We start from the raw sequence: 17,290 nt of genomic DNA on the forward strand, positions 1-17,290 counted from the left end.
CGGCTGCGGGAGAAATTCGTTCCGGTCGCGTGTTGAAATCGGGAAAAAGGATTGGATTTTAGCGGAATTTTCCCGATTTCAAAGGCGAACACTATCGTTCCTTCACTGAATTTATCCCTCCGCCTCCTCGCTTCACTTGGATTCAGACTTTCTCGACACGTTGGCGGCCTTTGGGCCGCCTTTTTGCATCTTCTTCCGCCAAAAGCTCGCCGACCTCCGGCCGCTCCAGATCCGCCGGTCTGCCAACAGGCTGCCGCTCACTTCACCGCTACGCTCGCCCTGTACAGCCGTTCGTTTACCCGCTCACTTCACCGCTACGCCCGCCCTGTACAGCCGTTCGTTTACCCGCTCACTTCACCGATACGTCCGCCCCGTTCAGCCGTTCGTTTACCCGGTCCGCGTCTTCGCCGGTCATCAGCCCGATCAGGGTCAGGAGCATCTGGGACATCCACTTTTTGGGATGCAGCAGGATTTGCAGGTGGAAGCGCAGGTCGGGATGCACGAACGGGATGCTGGCGAGCGTGCCGCGGCGCAGTTCTTCTTCGACGGCGATCTGCGGAAGCAGCGCGATGCCGAGACCGTTCATGACGCAGTGTTTGATCGCTTCGAGGCTGCCGAGTTCGAAGCCGATCCGGTAGGCGACACCGTGTTCGCGCAGCACTTTCTCGAATGTGCTGCGGTACAGGCAGCTGCCTTCGGAGACGATCAGCTCGCATCCGCCCAGATCGTTCAAGCGAATGCTCTCCGCACTTCCGGTCGCGGTCAGCGGATGCCCGGGCGGCGCGACGAGCACAAGCGGTTCTTCGCGCACGGTGAGGCAGCGCAGCGAAGGATCGGCGGGTTTGCGATCGAGCAGCAGAACCAGATCGTATTCGCCTTCTTTCAGCTTGTTGATCAGATTGCTCTCGCTGTCGGGCAGCATCTGAATGGCGATCCCGGGATGCTTGAGCCGAAGCTGCTGCAGATGCGGCGGCAGATAATAGGCGGCCAGCGAATCGATGGTGCCGATGGTGACCGCGCCGTCCAGCTGATTGCCGATCGCTTCCTTGGATTCGTCGTACAATTCCAGCATTTGCACGGCCAGCTTGAGCAGCGCTTCGCCCGGCTGCGTCAGCCGGAGTTGGCGTCCGTAGCGTTCGAACAGCGTCACGCCGTACTCGCGTTCCAGTTTTTGCATCTGCATGGTGACGCTGGATTGGGCATAACCGAGTTCTTCGGCCGCGCGGGTAAAGCTCTGGCGCCGAGCCACTTCCCGAAAAGTCCGGAGATAGGTCAATTCCATGGGTTTCGCTCCTTTTTATCGTACCTCTGTGTGAGTTATGGTTATTCATCAAAATAATTGATACTTCCCATCACTTATTATAGCTAACGTCGATGAATCTTTCCATGCTACAGTAGAATTAACAAAAGCCTGCTGGGAGGAAATACAATGTTAACCGAACAACAGCTGCACGGCATCTATATGCCGATCATCACGCCTTTCTTGCCAAATGGGGAACTCGATCTCGAATCGTTCCACAAATTGTCTTCGTCTCTCGTCGCGCAGGGCATGCACGGTCTGGTCGTGAACGGCACGACCGGCGAATCGCCGACCGTAAGCCCGGAAGAACTGAGCCTGCTGTCCGCTGCCGCCAAGTCCGCGATTGGCGCGGCGAAAATTCCGCTCGTACTCGGGACGGGAACGAACGATACGCGTGCTTCGGTCAAGAAGACCGAACTCGCCGGCAAATTGGGCGCCGATGCCGTGCTGGCCGTCGTTCCTTACTATAACAAGCCTTCGCAGCGCGGCATCATCGAGCATTTCCGCAAGATCGCGGAAGTCGGGCTGCCGGTCATCGTCTACGAAATTCCGGCTCGCACCGGCGTGCGGATGGAGACCGATACGGTACGCACGATTCTGGACATGGACAACGTCGCGGCATTGAAAGACTGCTCCGGCAGCACGGACCTGCTGCGAACGCTGCGGGCTTCCGGTCCCGTCAAGCCGTTCCTGTGCGGCGACGACGCCCGGCTGCTGGAGTTCCTCGAAGCCGGAGCGGCGGGCGGGATGTCCGCTTCGGCGCATGTTCGCCCGGAAGCGTTCCTGAACCTGTACCAGAACTTCCGGTCGGGCCGGCTGGACGAAGCGCGCGTAGGATTCGAACAACTGCTGCCGCTGATCGGTCTGCTGTTCGAAGAGCCGAACCCGGCGCCGATCAAATGGATGCTGGCCGAGCTCGGACAGATCGCACACGGCACGCTGCGGCTGCCGATGGTCCCAATCGGCGAAGAGCTGCAGCGCAAGCTGCTGCACGCAGGCGTCCTTCCGGGCGATGCGCTCGCGATGTAAGATAAGATTTTTGGATCACAGGCATTGCCTTTTGGAATAGACAGTCCGGTGCATATCGATATGTACCGGGCTGTCTTTTTGCATTGACAAAACCGCCGAATCGTCTTTATTCTTTGAAAGCGGAAACCATGAACTCCAAATGAGAACGCTTACCCGGCGGGTTCCGTATCCAACCAATCCAATATAGACGGGAATGAACTCGACATGACGCAAAAGCAGGGATTCAATCCGTATCTGCCTTCCTGGGAATATGTGCCGGACGGAGAACCTTACGTTTTCGAAGGAAGAGTGTATGTCTACGGTTCGCACGACCGGTTCAACGGACATGCTTTTTGCCTGAACGATTACGTCTGCTGGTCGGCACCGGAACAAGATCTGACCGATTGGCGCTGCGAAGGAACGATCTACCGAAGCACGGACGATCCGCTCGACCCCGAAGGCCGGATGTGTCTGTACGCGCCGGACGTGACCCGCGGCATCGACGGACGGTATTATCTGTATTACGTGCTCGATAAAGTTCCTGTCGTATCGGTTGCCGTATGCGATACGCCCGCAGGCCGCTACCGCTTCTACGGGTACGTGAGCTACCCGGACGGTACGCGGCTCGGGGAACGGGAAGGAGACGAACCGCAGTTCGACCCCGCCGTACTGACCGAAGGCGACCGCGTCTATTTGTATACCGGATTTTGCGCGCCGGGCGATGCTTCGAGGCACGGCGCCATGGCGACGGGGCTTGCACCGGATATGCTGACCGTCGTGCGGGAGCCGTCTTTCGTGATTCCCAGCCAGCCGTACGGCGAAGGAAGCGGCTTTGAGCGGTACGAATTTTTTGAAGCGCCTTCGATCCGAAAAAAAGGCGATACGTATTATCTGATCTATTCGTCGGTCTCGATGCACGAACTGTGCTATGCGACCAGCCGAAGTCCCCTCGAAGGATTCGAGTACGGCGGGGTTGTGGTCAGCAACTGCGATCTGCATATCGATACGTACAAGCCGGCCGGCAAGCCGATGTATTACGGAGGCAACAACCACGGCAGCATGATCGAGATTATCGGCCGCTGGTACGTCTTTTACCATCGGCATACGAACGGAACGGCTTTTTCCCGTCAGGGCTGTATCGAACCTCTGGAATTCGGGCCGGATGGACAAATCGTGCAGGCGGAGATCACGTCCTGCGGAGCGAACGGCGGACCGCTCGAAGGCCGCGGCGAATATCCGGCCTACCTGGCCTGCCATTTGTTTACCGGGGAAGACGAAAGGTACAGCGGAGGGTTCGGCCGCCACGGCGCCTGGATGGACAGCCGCTTTCCGAAGATTACGCAGGACGGCAGAGACGGTGACGAAGAAGTCGGGTACATCGCGAATATGACGGAATCAGCTTCCGCCGGGTTCAAGTATTTCGACTGCGCAGGCATCGGCAAAGTCAAAATCAGAGTCAGAGGCTACTGCCAGGGACTTTTTGAGATTCGGACATCGTGGGACGGTCCCGTTCTCGGTCAAATCCCGGTAGGCTTTACGAATGTCTGGACGGAGTATGAAACGGAAGTGGCTGTTCCCGACGGCGTGCAGGCTTTGTATCTGACTTACCGGGGCAGCGGCAGTGCGGCTCTCGCTTCGTTCACGTTGGAATAGGTACGAATTCCGGCTCCTTTCCGTTCGCGGGAAGGAGCTTTTTGCTGAGAAAGAGGCCGGATATGCAAAAATGATAACGCTTTCTTGAATATGTCGGCTTACGTCGTCTTCCTACGCGGGAGTAAGCTGAATACAAGAAAGGGGGCACGCGGATTTGAACACGCATGCGGAACGTCAGCACTCGATCGACAAACCGAAAACGAAGTACTGGAAGCTATTTAAAAAGCAGGGAACCCTGCACCTGTTCGTCGGACTCGGCCTTTTCTTTTTATTGATTTTCGCTTATACGCCCATGTTCGGCATTCTGATGGCGTTCAAAGATTATTCGATCTCGGACGGCATCGGAGGCATTTTTACAAGCGAGTGGGTGGGATTTCGCCATTTCGACGAATTCGTGCACGATTACCAATTCGTGACCATCGTCCGCAACACGCTGATTCTGAGCCTGCTCAAAGTGCTGTTCACTTTCCCGGCTCCGATCCTGCTGGCGATCCTGCTGAACGAAGCGAAAAATAACGGCTTCAAACGGATCGTCCAGACGGTCAGCTATCTCCCGCATTTTATTTCGTGGGTCGTCGTGGTCGGGCTCGCCTTCTCGCTGCTGTCCACCGATATCGGCATGGTCAACAAGCTGCTGATGGGCCTGGGCTGGATCGACAAGCCGCTGGACATACTGACCAACCCGAATTATTTCTGGGGATTGGCGGTCGGCAGCGCGGTGTGGAAAGAAGTCGGATGGTGGACGATCATCTTCCTGGCTTCGATCGCGGGCATCAATCCTTCGCTGTACGAGGCGGCGCAGATCGACGGGGCGGGACGATTGTCCCGCATCCGGCACATTACGCTGCCCGGCATGAAAGGAACGATCGTCGTCGTGCTGATCCTGACGATCGGCAGCATTCTCGGAGGCGGCATGGTCGGTTCGAATTTCGAGCAGGCTTTCCTTTTCGGCAACAGCATCAACAATCCGACTTCCGAGATCGTGCAGACCTACGCGTTCAAAGTCGGTCTCAAAGACGGCAGATTCTCCTACGCGGCCGCGATCGACCTGATCCAGTCCGTCATTTCGGTCGTGCTGATCTTCTCCAGCAATTACATCGCCAAGCGGGCTTCCGGCTCGAGCCTATTCTAGAAAGGAGGGAGGACCATGAATCTCGAGCAGCGGCAAAAAGACCGGATCATGGACACGCTCGTCAACGTCGCTTTGTTTCTGATCCTGGTGTCCATGCTGTATCCGTTTTATTACATTCTGATTCTGTCGTTCAATAAAGGGACCGATTCGCTGCTGGGCAGCATGTACTTCTGGCCCCGAAGCTTTACGTTTGAGAATTACTCCCAGTTTCTAAGCGATCCCGCCTGGTACAAAGCGTTCCTGGTTACGGTGGCCAGAACGGTCAGCGGCACGGTACTCGGCGTTCTGTTCACGTGCCTCGTCGCTTACGGACTATCGCACCGCGATCTGCTGTTTCACAAAACATATTTTACGATCATCATTTTCGCCATGTATTTCTCGGGCGGCCTTATTCCCTACTACGTGGTGCTGCGTTCGATCGGTCTGCTGAACACCTTCGGCGTATACATTATTCCTTCGATGCTTAATACGTTTTTTCTGCTGATCGCCATTTCGTTTTTCCGGGACATCCCCGTTGAACTCAAAGAATCCGCCCATATGGACGGAGCGCGCGAACTGGTCGTGTTTTATCGCATTATCCTGCCGGTTTCGATGCCGCTGATTGCGACGATGGGGCTGTTCGTCGGCGTCGGTCAATGGAATTCCTGGCTCGACTCCGCCTACTTTGTCCAATCGGAAGAATTGAGAACGCTTGCTTTTCGTATGATGGAAGTCATTAATAGAAGCAATGCGCCGATGGACGCGGTCGCGGCCGCCAACAGCGCTTCGGCAGGCGTGACCAGCTATTCGCTGCAGGTTGCGGCCATGGTGATCTCCGTTGCTCCGATCGTCTGCGTCTATCCTTTTCTGCAAAAGTATTTCATTCAGGGTATCATGCTCGGCTCGGTCAAAGGCTGATCGGGCACACGGCGCCTGCGGTATCAAAGGCGAGAGTCATTTCTATACAATGGAGGGGTTAAGAAAATGGACATGAAACGCTGCAAAAAATCGCTGTTGTTATCGCTGTCGGGTCTGCTGCTGCTTGCTCCGTTATCGGCCTGCGGCGGAGGGGGTACGCAGAAGAACGAAGCGGCTCCCCAAGCGCAGGCCGATGCGGACGGAGTCAAAGAACTGACGCTGTTTATCGATGCGCCTTGGTATCCGGTCAAAGAATGGAAAGGCCCCGTTGCCGACAAGATTACGGAAAAAACAGGCGTCAAGCTGAAAGTCACCGTCGCCACGGACGATAAGCAGCTTCCGCTGATGATCTCCTCGGGGGATCTTCCGGACCTCGTGTTTACCAACTCGAATATCGACCGGATGTCGGATTCCAAGCTGTCCTATCCCTGGAACGAACTGATCGGCCAGTACGCGCCCGATTTCAAGATCGATCCGACCCGGATCGCGATCCATACGATGGACGACGGGAACTTCTACACGGTGCGCAATTCGTTTGCGACGCAGGAAGAGATGGCCGCCAACAAATACGCGATCGGCAGCGACGGCAATCCCGGTATCGCCGTTCGGGAAGACATCATGCAAGAACTCGGCAATCCTCCGATCAAATCGACCGACGATTTTATGAAGGTGTTGGGCATGGTGAAGTCGAAGTACCCGGATATGGTTCCGCTGATTATGGACAAAGATTGGCTGGAACAGTATTTTTTGCAGCAGTTCGGCGTGGAAGCGCTGCTTGACGGTTGGTACGAACAGGGCGGCCAAGTCGATTACGCGATCCGGCAGCCGGAGATGCTCGAGTTCTTCAAATTCATGAATGAGCTGTATCGAAACGGATACGTGCTGGGAGAGAACTTCGCCTACACCAACGATCAGATCGACGACCAATATGCAACAAGCGGCAAAGCGTTCGCGCACAGCCATACCGTCAGTACGGCCGATACGGACAATATCAAGCTTGAAAAAGCCGGCCAGTCCTACCGTTTCACCATGCTGCCGAGCGCACTTTCCGAAAAGACGAAGATCGTCAGCACAGGACTTGGATTTGCCGGAACGTTTATTACGAAGAAAAACGCGGATCCCGAAGCTTCGATCAAGTTCCTGCAGTATCTGGCGAGTGACGAAGGCAAAAAGCTGACGATGTTCGGCGTGGAAGGCGAGCACTGGACCTGGAATGAAAAAGGATACCCCGATTTGAAATACGATCCGTCCGACTCCGATTTCATCAACAAAAACGGAATCAAGTGGTGGTACCTGTACAACGACGGCGTGATGGAAGGGCTGCAGGGTTACGTGGAAGGCACGCAGAAGACCCAAGCGCTGATGCAAAGAAAAGAGATTACGGAGTACAAGCCGGAACTCGGTCTGATCCAGACGCAGCCCGATTCGGGAGAGAAGACGACCAAGACCAAAATCGACGAAATGATCAAAAACGAAAAAGTGAAAATCTATCTGGCCGCTTCCGAAGAAGAGGCGGTTGCCAATTACGAGAAAATGATCGAAACCGCCGAATCGATCGGATTGAATAAGCTGGTCGATTGGGCGAACCGGATTTATCAGGATAAAAAAACACTGTTCGAATAGGGTAGGGCCGGCAGGGAGAACTCCCTGCCGGACTTTGCGGTTGAAGAAGCCCGGCGAGCGAGAGGAGAGCGGCCCATGAGTATCATGCGCAAGATGATTCTTGGGTACATGCTCCTTATTTTTATTCCGGTCATCGGATTCGGGTATCTGTACTATGCGCAGACGTATCGGAATTTGACCGGGCAATTCGTGGAAAGCCGCCAGAAAGTGCTGGAGCAGGCGTATTCCAACCTGAAAACGGACTTTGCCCGGATTCAATCGGTGCATCGCATGATGCAGTACAACCCGTACCTGACCGATTATCTGGACGGAGCCTACCCGGTAGAAGGGGAAAGCATCTATTCGTTTATCCGGTACATACGTCCCGTCTATGCCCAGTCGTATTTTGCCGATCCGGCGATCCAGTCGCTTGCCGTCTACAAAATGAAGCAGGGCGTGTTCACCATAAGCGATTATTTTCTGGACATCGCCGAGCTGAATCCCGGCATTGCGGCGCAGGTGCAGGCGCTCAAGCCGGGCACGGGGATCTGGATCCGGCGCGAATCTGAACCCGAAGTTCCGGTGTGGAACTATTATCAATACCTGTACAATGCCCAATATACGGAACGGATCGGTCTGCTGGAACTTCGGACAAACGGGACCTTGTTTAAACGATTTCAGGAAGCGGCGGGGATCGACGGGGATTGGAAAGCGGTTTTGCTGTCCGGGGACGGTGAGTTCGCAAGCGAAGCGGAGAACCTTGATCCGAAGATCGCGCAGCGGCTGGCCGGCGAAGGGAACGCTTTTTTTATAGACGGAAAAACGATTGTGAATCAGGTGAAGCTTGAAGAATGGGGAGTCCGGTTGGTCGTGACCGGGCAGGTCGATCAAGTGTTCCGTTCGGTCAAAAGGCAGGAATTCGTGCTTCTGTCGCTGATCGGGTTCCTGCTTGCCGGATTATCCGCGATCTATTACATGCTGGCCTCCACTCTCACCAAAAGGATTCTCGCTTTGGCCAGCCATATGCGCACGCTGAGCGACGACAACCTGAAGCAGTACGTCATCGCAGCCGATGCCCCGCATGCCCAGGACGAAATCGGATTTTTGACCGTAACCTACAACTCCATGATCGAACGGATGGACGAGCTGATCAACAACGTGCATCGCGCCGAGCTGAGAAATAAAGAAGCCGCTTACAAAGTGCTCCAAGCCCAGATCAAACCGCACTTTTTGTACAACACGCTCGAAACGATCCGGATGCTCGCCGAGTCGAACAACGATCGGGAAGTGGCGGATATCTCCTATTGGTTCGGCAAATTGATGCGGTACAGTCTGTCTCCCCAAGACGATCAAACCGTACTCGCCCAAGAGATCGAGACGGTCGTTTTTTACCTGAATATTCATAAAATGCGGCTGCAGAACCGGCTTACGTACGAAATGGACATCAACGTGGATACGAAACGGATCGCTTGTCCCCGCTTCATCCTTCAGCCGCTCGTCGAAAACAGCATCGTTCACGGGGCGGCGTCCACGCTCAAGCCTGTTCATATCCAGCTGAGTGTCCGGGAGGTCGAAGACGAGATCCATATCCGGATCGCGGACAGCGGAAGCGGGATCGAAGCCGGGCGGCTGATTCGGCTGCAGACCGCGCTGGAACAGGCAGGCCTGTCCGATCCGCCTGGGCAAAGCGAGCAAAGTGTCGGCCTGATCAATGTCAGCGAGCGGGTCAAGTCGTTTTTTGGCGGCCGTTCGAAGCTTGTGATCGACAGCCGCCAGGGAGAAGGAACGGTCTTGACTCTCCGAATCGAGAAAGGAGCGGAATACCCATGAAACTGTTGATCGTCGACGACGAACCGATCATTCTGCGGGGCCTGGTCAAAGTCGTTCAGGACGCGGCTTCGATCGGAAGCGAAGTGCGTTCGGCCGGCAATGCCTATGAAGCGATCGAAGTGATGAAAGCGTATATGCCCGATGTCACGGTGACCGATCTACATATGCCCGAACGCAGCGGATTCGATCTGATGCGGGAAGCCAAAGAGGTGGGACTGTGCGAGCGGTTCATCGTGCTGACCGGACACGACGATTTCGAGTACGTACGCAGGGCGCTCCGCTGCGGGGTAGTCGACTATTTGCTGAAGCCGCTCGATAAGGACGAGATTTCGGGCATCCTGAAAAATATCGAGAGCCTCCTGCCCACCGATCCGGATACGGAAGGAACCCGCCATACGAAACGTATTCTGGCGTATATCCGGGAACATTACATGAACGATCTGTCGCTCGATCATCTGGCCGATCTGATGGACCTGCATCCCGGATATATCAGCAGTTTGTTCAAAAAAGAAATCGGCGACACCTTCGTCAACTATCTCAACGCCTATCGGATCAAAGAAGCGCAGAAGCTGCTGAAGACGCACCGGCATCTGTCGACCCAGGAAATCGGCTGCCGCGTCGGCATCGAGAGCAAACATTATTTCAATAAAGTATTCAAAAAGTACGCGGGTGTCACGCCGGGATCTTACCGGGAAGAACAAGGCAGCGGCACCGCCGCCGACGGGCCTTAAGCGATTCGCCGGCTGCCAACGTGTCCCTTCTTCGCGGCATCGGTACGTTCATAACGAGACGAGAGGATTGTGATCGCTTTGAAACTTTTGACTTATGCAAGAGATCCGGAAGGCCTGTTCGTGGAAACTTCGGCCGGAAAGCTGCATATCGAATTTCGCACGCCGTCCTCCGTCCGAATTCGGTATACGAAGGAAGCTGCTTTCCATAACCGGCCCAGTCTGATGGTTGTCGAGCGTCCCAAGCAGCATGTACCCTGGACGCTGTCCGAGCAGGATTCGCATGTGGTGGTCGCGGCCGGCAAGTTCAGCATCCGCATCGATAAGGCCACCTGCGCTTTTACCTATCGGGCGGCCGACGGAACGCTGCTCGCGCAGGAACCGCCGCGCGGCGGCAAAACGCTGGAAGAGACCGACGTGTACCGGACGGTGTTTGACGGTGATCCGGCCCAAACGCAAACCCGGTACGGAGCGGACGGCTTAAGGGCCGAGGCTCAGCAAACGGGGCAGGTATTCGACCGCAAAGCGTACCGCACGAAGCTGGAATTTGTATGGCAGGAAGGCGAAGCGCTGTACGGCCTTGGCTCACATGAAGAAGGCATGATGAATTTGCGGGGCAAGCACCAGTATCTGTACCAACAAAACCTCAAAGCGGTCGTTCCGGTGCTGCTGTCTTCCCACGGATACGGGATTCTGGTCGATTCCTATTCGTATCTGAACTTTCGCGACGATGCGTTCGGTTCATACCTATGGACCGATACGGACGACGAAATGGAGTTTTATTGGATCTATGGACCGGAGTTCGATCAGATCGTAGGCGAAATTCGCGGGTTGACGGGAGATGCGCCGATGCTGCCCAAGTGGACGTACGGTTATATCCAGTCGAAAGAACGCTACGTGTCGGCCGAGGAGCTGCTGGCTGTCGCGGGGGAATATCGCAGCCGGAAGCTGCCTCTGGACGGGATCGTGCTGGATTGGCAGTCGTGGACAGGTTCGTTATGGGGCCAAAAATCGCTGGATCCGGAACGTTTCCCGGACCCGGCCGGATTGGCGGAGGCGCTGCATGCGATGAACGTCAAATGGATGGTCTCGATCTGGCCGAATATGAGCGTGGGCGGGGACAATCACCGGGAAATGGACGAAAACGGATTTTTGCTCGGGAACGGATCGACCTACGACGCTTTTGACGAAGAAGCCCGCAGACTGTACTGGAAGCAGAGCCGGGAAGGACTGTTCGCCCAAGGGGTCGATGCCTGGTGGTGCGACTGCACGGAGCCGTTCGAAGCGGACTGGAAAGGGGCGGTGAAGCCGGAACCCGAGGAGCGCATGCGGCTCAATACCGCGGAGAGCAAGCGGTATCTCGATCCCGAGTTCATCAATGCTTATTCGCTTCTGCATGCCAAAGGCATCTATGAAGGGCAGCGAGGCGAGAGCGAAGACAAGCGGGTCGTGAACCTGACCCGCTCCGCTTACGGCGGCCAGCATCGTTACGCCACGATCACGTGGTCCGGAGACACGTCCGCCAACTGGGAGACGCTGCGCAGCCAGATCGCGGACGGACTCAATTTCTGCTTGACCGGCTCGCCTTATTGGACGCTGGATATCGGTGCTTTTTTTGTCCGCAATGATCCTTCGCTCTGGTTCTGGAACGGCGATTACGCTCAGGGCAGCAAGGACTTGGGGTATCGCGAGCTGTATGTGCGCTGGTTCCAGCTTGGCGCGTTCCTGCCGATGTTCCGTGCGCACGGAACCGACACGCCGAGAGAAATCTGGCAGTTCGGAAGCTCCGGTGAACCGGTATACGATATTTTGGCGAAATACTTGAAACTTCGTTATACGCTTATGCCGTACCTGTATTCGCATGCCGGACAGATCGCCCGCCGCCGGTATACGCTGCTGCGCGCGCTGGTGTTCGATTACCGCAGCGATCCGCTTGTACACAACATTGGCGACCAGTTCATGTTCGGATCCGCTTTTCTTGTCGCGCCCGTCACGATGCCTATGTATTATGGGCCAGATTCGATGGAACTCCGGGGCATAAGGAAATCGCGCAGCGTCTATCTGCCCCGCGGCGAATGGTATGACTACTGGAATGAAGAACGGATCGAAGGAGGACGAACCCTCGAAGCAGCCGCGGATCTGGCCACGCTTCCGCTGTTCGTGCGCGCGGGTTCTATCGTACCGACCGGAAGCAATCAGCAGTATGCGGACGACCGGACCGATTCGCTTGTGACCCTGAACGTCTATCCCGGAACGGACGCTTCCTTTATCTTGTACGAAGACGCGGGCGACGGGTATGCGTACGAGCGCGGCGAATTTGCCGAGATCGAACTCAAATGGTCCGAATCCGAGCGCCAACTGACGATCGGAGCGCGGGTAGGACGTTATGAAGGGGTGAACGATTCCCGTTCGTTCCTCGTACGGATCGTAGGCCGGAGCGGTTCCCGAACCGTCGATTACACCGGTGATGCTGTCGTGATTGCCGATCAAGACAGACTGCTCGGCACCGCCGGGGAGGAGCGCCGATGACGAATGCAGCGGGCAGGCGCCTATGGTACGCACAGCCGGCGCAGGAATGGAACGAAGCGCTGCCGATCGGCTGCGGCAGGCTCGGCGCCATGATTTTTGGACGCCCCGCGGAAGAGCGGCTCCAGCTGAACGAAGACTCCGTCTGGTACGGAGGTCCGCGCGACCGCAACAACCCGGATGCTTTGGCTTATCTGCCCGCCGTTCGGCAGTTGATCGGGGAAGGACGTCTGCGGGAAGCGGAAGAGCTGGCCTCGATGTCGATGGCCGGCATGCCCGAAGCCCAGCGGCATTATCTGCCGCTTGGCGATCTGCGGCTGTCGTTCGGCGGCCATGACGAACCGGTCGAAGCGTATCTGCGCGAACTGGATCTGGAAAACGGGGTATGCCGGGTCCGCTACCGGATCGGCGAGGTGGAGTACACGCGGGAGCACTTCGCAAGCTATCCCGGTCAGGCGATCGTGATCCGGCTGTCGGCAAGCCGGCGAGGCGCGCTGTCTTTCAAAGCGCGGTTCGACCGCGGGTCCTGGAGAGCGATGGAGCGGACGGACCCTTGGCGGAGCTGCGGACTTGCCATGCGCGGGCACTGCGGCGGGGAGGGAGGCCGTTCGTTTGCCGCCGTGCTCCGGGCGAACGTCGAAGACGGCGAATGCCGCACGATCGGCGAGCATATGGTGGTGGAGGGCGCAAGCTCCGTCACGCTGCTGCTTGCCGCCGGAACGACTTTCCGCCATCTTGATCCGGAACAAGAAGCCAAAGACCGGTTGGACGAACTCTGGCAGATTCCCTACGCACGGCTGCTTGCCCGTCATACGGCCGATTACCGCAGCTTGTACGCGCGTACGGAACTGCGGCTGCCGGAAGATTCCTCTTGGGATCACCTGCCGACCGACGAAAGGCTGAAGCGGTTCGGCGCAGGGCAGGACGATCACGGACTGCTCGCGGATTATTTCCAGTACGGACGGTATCTGCTGATCGCTTCCAGCCGGCCGGGTTCGCTGCCGGCGAACCTGCAGGGGATCTGGAACGACAGTTTCAGTCCGGCCTGGGACAGCAAGTTTACGATCAACATCAATACGCAGATGAATTATTGGCATGCCGAAACCTGCAATCTGGCGGAATGCCACGAGCCGCTGTTCGATCTCATCGAACGGATGCGCGAACCCGGACGGGTTACGGCCCAATCCATGTACGGCTGCCGGGGGTTTACCGCCCACCACAATACGGATATCTGGGCGGACACCGCTCCCCAGGATACGTACGTGCCGGCTTCGTTCTGGCCGCTTGGCGCAGCCTGGTTGTGTCTGCATCTGTGGGAACATTATCGCTTCGGCCAGGACGCGCATTTTCTGGCGGAGCGGTACGAAACGTTGAAGGAAGCCGCGGTCTTCCTGCTGGATTATCTGACGGAAGACGAGAGCGGCCGACTTGTCACGTGTCCTTCGGTATCGCCCGAAAATACGTACCTGCTCCCCGGCGGCGAATCCGGCGTGCTGTGCACGGGCGCCAGCATGGACAGTCAAATCATCGGGTCGCTGTTCGAAGCCTGTCTCGCAGCCGGAGAAACGCTGGAGATCGACGCCTCTTTCCGGGCCGAATTATCCGCGGCACTTGCGCGGCTGCCCAAGCCGCAGATCGGCCGATACGGGCAGATTCAGGAATGGCTGGAAGACTACGAAGAAGCGGAGCCGGGCCACCGCCATATTTCCCATTTGTTCGCCCTGTATCCGGGAGACGCGATCGACGCGCAGCGCACGCCGGAACTTGCCGCGGCGGCCCGAACGACACTCGAACGCAGACTCGCCGGCGGAGGCGGACATACCGGTTGGAGCCGGGCCTGGATCGTCAATTTCTGGGCCCGGCTGCGTGACGGCGAACAGGCTTACGCCAACGTCCGGGCTCTGCTTGCCAAGTCCACGCTGCCCAATCTGTTCGACAATCATCCTCCGTTTCAGATCGACGGGAATTTCGGAGGCGCGACCGGAATTGCCGAGATGCTGCTGCAGAGCCGCATCGGCGAAATCGCGCTGCTCCCCGCGCTGCCTTCGGCTTGGCACGAAGGAAGCGTACGGGGACTGAGGGCGAGAGGCGGATATACCCTCGATTTCGTCTGGGCGGCGCGCCAAATTACGACAGTCACCGTCACCTGCTCCTCGGGCGGCTTCTGCCGCCTGGAAGGCCCGGGGCTTGCCGCAGTGACGTTTGAAGGGGAAGCCGGGCGCACGTACAGGTTCGGCCGGGAATCCTGAAGCCGAAAAAGGAGAGTCGCGCGGGATCAGCGGCTCTCCTTTTTGCTGCCGGCACTGCCGGTCAACCAGCGCCCGCCCGGCAGGCGCGACAGTCCCGCGCACAGCAGCAGCGAAGCGGCGGCAACGACCAGCGCGGTGACCACGGCGGCGATCGGATGATAGCCGGTCAGCGTAAGGTCCCGGGTACGATTGGCGATCAGCATCAGCAGCATCGCATGGGCCAGATACGCGCCAAACAAATATTTCCCGCACAGCAGCAGTATCTTTTTCCACCAACCGCCGTTTTTGTCCAGCAGCAGCGCCCAGCCGTAGATCGTCAGAATCTGCACCGTTACGGCGATAAAGCTGGTCGGCTTCAGATAGGTGGACACGTTGAGGTTGATCTGTTCACCCGAGAAGCGCAGCAGATCGGCATTCATCCATACGTACATCGCGATAAAAGCCAGCGTGCTCCAAGGCAGAAGATTGAGCGTCAGCGCACGAAACCGTTCGATATGGGCTCCGCAGATCCCGCCAAGTACGAAATAGAACAGATAATACGGGAATTCGTAAGTGCGGTACTGAAGCAGCGTGTGCCATAGTCCGTCCGTCTGCCAGAGCGGCATCCGGTAATAGGACAAGTACATGAGCCAGCCGTAGGCCAGCGCCAGAAGAAGCATCAGCAGCAGTATCCGGCGTGTGCGGGAAGTTTCGGTCATACCGGCTCCCGTCCAGCGGCCCAGCCTCTGCGCCGCGGTGCGAAACAGCGGGAAGACCAGATAGAATTGGAAGATCATCACGACAAACCACAGATGATAGCCGTAAGTAGGCGCGATAAACTGCTGGAGCAGCTTGGGCAGATCGCCCGTTTGAAACCAAACTTCGCCCGACAGGGATTTCACGACAATCCAATACAGCAGCGTCCAGCAGGCGAACGGAATATAAATATCGCCGATTCTTTTGAGCAAAACCGGACCATATCGTCTGTTCGAACGTCCATATTGGTAGAAAAGGATGGCGCCGGCGAGAAAAACGAAGGTGAGCGTGCCATAGCGGATAAAATGGTACAGCAGACCCAGCGTTACGGCATCCGGGTACCGAATATCGCTGCGGTAAATGTATTCGCCGAGGCTGTGCTGCAAAGCGATCGCGAGAAAAGACAGCCCGCGCAGCAGTCCCCATTCCCCTACACGTTCGCGCGACACGCGCGGTTCGGCCGGAGGCAGCGGCGCAGAGATAGCGGACATTGGAAAGTCACTCCTTTTTCTGAAATGGGTTGGCAATCAAGCGGCCTTATTATTATACTCACTCTATATGCGGGGAGAAACAAACCGAGGAGGTACAAGATGAAAAACAGGGATTTTACACGAAAGCCGGTGCTGAACGGTGTCAAAACGATTCTGCGTCCTTTTGAAGAAGGAGACGGAGAACAAATGGTGCCGATTCTGGAAGAACTTGAAGTCCGGCGTCTAACGGGTTCGGCCTCAAACGACGACGAAGCGCGCAAATCTTCGACCCTGGAAGAAGCGGAGCATATCCGGGTATGGTATGCCACGCGCAACGCGTCGAACGACCGGCTGGACCTGGCGATCACGGACCGTGAAACGGGAGCTTTGATCGGCGAAGCGGTATTCAACGAATATGATGAAAATACGGGCAATGTAAACTTCCGAATTCTGATCGGCGCGGCGGGTCAGGGGCGGGGCATCGGCTCGGAAGCGATCGCTTTGTTCGTACGGTACGGTTTCGAGGAATTGGATCTTCACCGGATCGGGCTGGAGGTCTACAGCTTCAACCCGAGAGCCGAGCGAACCTATGTCAAGAACGGCTTCGTGCTTGAAGGTATCAAGCGCGAAGAATTTGCCTACAACGGCGAGTATATCGATTCCAAGGTGTACGGCATGCTGCGCAGCGATTACGACAGCCGGACGCTGCACCCGTGAGCGAACCGTCCAAAGTGTACAATACGGCCGTTGAAGCGACACTCGAAGTGATCGGCGGCAAATGGAAACCCGTGATTCTGTTTCTGCTGACAAAGCGACTTTCGGTTCGGCGGGCAGGGTCGATTCGTCCGGTTCGATCTGCAGGGTTGGATACATTCATGGATATTCGCTCCTTTTTGGGTGACGGCTCTGTTTGCTTTCCGCTTCAGTGTGCGGCCGGAAGGACGGCGTGAACAGTACGCACTTTGAAGTTCTATAGGCACTTCAAAGTCAGGTATGCGGCGCATAAGGCGGAATGGACAGGCGCGGCGCGAAGGAAAGATTCCCAGAAGCCGCGAAAATGAAGTCGTCCGTACGAAAAAGCCCGTTCCGGCAAACTGCCGGAACGGGCTTTCATGCTTCTATGCAAGAGATCGGAAAAGAGCGAGCAGGGGGAAGTCCCA

General features: G+C 56.8%; 12 protein-coding genes and 1 pseudogene. 11 read left to right on the forward strand and 2 right to left on the reverse strand.

Annotated elements, in window-relative coordinates:
• Positions 1-349: 349 nt before the first annotated feature.
• Complete coding sequence (locus tag HRQ60_RS00070; protein WP_172193611.1) at positions 350-1,282, reverse strand: LysR family transcriptional regulator; 933 nt, start codon at positions 1,280-1,282, stop codon at positions 350-352.
• A gap of 147 nt (positions 1,283-1,429) precedes the next feature.
• Between HRQ60_RS00070 and dapA the strand changes: the two genes are divergently transcribed.
• The 9 genes from dapA to HRQ60_RS00115 all read left to right on the forward strand — a co-directional run bounded on the left by dapA (position 1,430) and on the right by HRQ60_RS00115 (position 14,925).
• Positions 1,430-2,329: a 4-hydroxy-tetrahydrodipicolinate synthase gene (gene dapA / locus HRQ60_RS00075; RefSeq protein WP_172193612.1), complete on the forward strand. Its 900-nt coding sequence runs from the start codon at positions 1,430-1,432 to the stop codon at positions 2,327-2,329.
• A gap of 204 nt (positions 2,330-2,533) precedes the next feature.
• Positions 2,534-3,961 carry a family 43 glycosylhydrolase gene (locus HRQ60_RS00080; protein ID WP_172193613.1) on the forward strand — a complete coding sequence of 476 codons (1,428 nt, stop codon included), beginning with the start codon at positions 2,534-2,536 and terminating at the stop codon, positions 3,959-3,961.
• Positions 3,962-4,115: 154 nt separating this feature from the next.
• Positions 4,116-5,093, forward strand: a complete 978-nt coding sequence (locus HRQ60_RS00085; RefSeq protein ID WP_172193614.1) for an ABC transporter permease — start codon at positions 4,116-4,118, stop codon at positions 5,091-5,093.
• A gap of 15 nt (positions 5,094-5,108) precedes the next feature.
• A complete protein-coding gene (locus HRQ60_RS00090; RefSeq protein WP_172193615.1) occupies positions 5,109-5,990 on the forward strand; it encodes a carbohydrate ABC transporter permease in 882 nt (293 codons plus the stop codon).
• Positions 5,991-6,056: 66 nt separating this feature from the next.
• Positions 6,057-7,613 (forward strand): extracellular solute-binding protein, encoded by a 1,557-nt coding sequence (locus tag HRQ60_RS00095; RefSeq protein ID WP_172193616.1) that lies wholly within the window; start codon positions 6,057-6,059, stop codon positions 7,611-7,613.
• Between the two features lie 75 nt (positions 7,614-7,688).
• The gene (locus tag HRQ60_RS00100; RefSeq protein ID WP_172193617.1) at positions 7,689-9,422 is read left to right on the forward strand and encodes a sensor histidine kinase; all 1,734 of its coding nucleotides are present in this window, start codon (positions 7,689-7,691) and stop codon (positions 9,420-9,422) included.
• Positions 9,419-10,153: a response regulator transcription factor gene (locus HRQ60_RS00105; RefSeq protein ID WP_172193618.1), complete on the forward strand. Its 735-nt coding sequence runs from the start codon at positions 9,419-9,421 to the stop codon at positions 10,151-10,153. Before HRQ60_RS00100 ends, HRQ60_RS00105 begins: the two co-directional genes overlap by 4 nt.
• 78 nt (positions 10,154-10,231) lie before the next feature.
• On the forward strand, positions 10,232-12,679 hold the full coding sequence (locus HRQ60_RS00110; protein ID WP_172193619.1) for a glycoside hydrolase family 31 protein: 2,448 nt from the start codon (positions 10,232-10,234) through the stop codon (positions 12,677-12,679).
• Positions 12,676-14,925 carry a glycoside hydrolase family 95 protein gene (locus tag HRQ60_RS00115; RefSeq protein WP_172193620.1) on the forward strand — a complete coding sequence of 750 codons (2,250 nt, stop codon included), beginning with the start codon at positions 12,676-12,678 and terminating at the stop codon, positions 14,923-14,925. The genes HRQ60_RS00110 and HRQ60_RS00115 overlap by 4 nt, the downstream gene beginning before the upstream one ends.
• A 26-nt stretch (positions 14,926-14,951) precedes the next feature.
• Here HRQ60_RS00115 and HRQ60_RS00120 read toward each other — a convergent pair whose 3' ends face one another.
• Positions 14,952-16,151: an acyltransferase gene (locus tag HRQ60_RS00120; RefSeq protein ID WP_172193621.1), complete on the reverse strand. Its 1,200-nt coding sequence runs from the start codon at positions 16,149-16,151 to the stop codon at positions 14,952-14,954.
• A 99-nt stretch (positions 16,152-16,250) separates the two neighbouring features.
• On the opposite strand from HRQ60_RS00120, the gene HRQ60_RS00125 reads away from it, so the two are divergent.
• Together HRQ60_RS00125 and HRQ60_RS24065 are read left to right on the forward strand one after the other, a co-directional pair.
• Positions 16,251-16,847 (forward strand): GNAT family N-acetyltransferase, encoded by a 597-nt coding sequence (locus tag HRQ60_RS00125; protein WP_172193622.1) that lies wholly within the window; start codon positions 16,251-16,253, stop codon positions 16,845-16,847.
• A pseudogene (locus HRQ60_RS24065) lies at positions 16,844-16,975 on the forward strand (hypothetical protein); the annotation flags it as partial. The gene HRQ60_RS00125 and the pseudogene HRQ60_RS24065, both read left to right, overlap by 4 nt.
• Positions 16,976-17,290 lie beyond the last annotated feature (315 nt).

This window comes from Saccharibacillus qingshengii (assembly GCF_013185195.1).
GTDB classification, from domain to species: Bacteria; Bacillota; Bacilli; order Paenibacillales; family Paenibacillaceae; genus Saccharibacillus; species Saccharibacillus qingshengii.

Bases quoted from the DNA above. Each gene is read 5' to 3' on its own strand.
- HRQ60_RS00070 (WP_172193611.1), bottom strand. From the start codon at position 1,282: ATGGAATTGACCTATCTCCGGACTTTTCGGGAAGTGGCTCGGCGCCAG.
- dapA (WP_172193612.1), top strand. From the start codon at position 1,430: ATGTTAACCGAACAACAGCTGCACGGCATCTATATGCCGATCATCACG.
- HRQ60_RS00080 (WP_172193613.1), top strand. From the start codon at position 2,534: ATGACGCAAAAGCAGGGATTCAATCCGTATCTGCCTTCCTGGGAATAT.
- HRQ60_RS00090 (WP_172193615.1), top strand. From the start codon at position 5,109: ATGAATCTCGAGCAGCGGCAAAAAGACCGGATCATGGACACGCTCGTC.
- HRQ60_RS00095 (WP_172193616.1), top strand. From the start codon at position 6,057: ATGGACATGAAACGCTGCAAAAAATCGCTGTTGTTATCGCTGTCGGGT.
- HRQ60_RS00100 (WP_172193617.1), top strand. From the start codon at position 7,689: ATGAGTATCATGCGCAAGATGATTCTTGGGTACATGCTCCTTATTTTT.
- HRQ60_RS00105 (WP_172193618.1), top strand. From the start codon at position 9,419: ATGAAACTGTTGATCGTCGACGACGAACCGATCATTCTGCGGGGCCTG.
- HRQ60_RS00115 (WP_172193620.1), top strand. From the start codon at position 12,676: ATGACGAATGCAGCGGGCAGGCGCCTATGGTACGCACAGCCGGCGCAG.
- HRQ60_RS00120 (WP_172193621.1), bottom strand. From the start codon at position 16,151: ATGTCCGCTATCTCTGCGCCGCTGCCTCCGGCCGAACCGCGCGTGTCG.
- HRQ60_RS00125 (WP_172193622.1), top strand. From the start codon at position 16,251: ATGAAAAACAGGGATTTTACACGAAAGCCGGTGCTGAACGGTGTCAAA.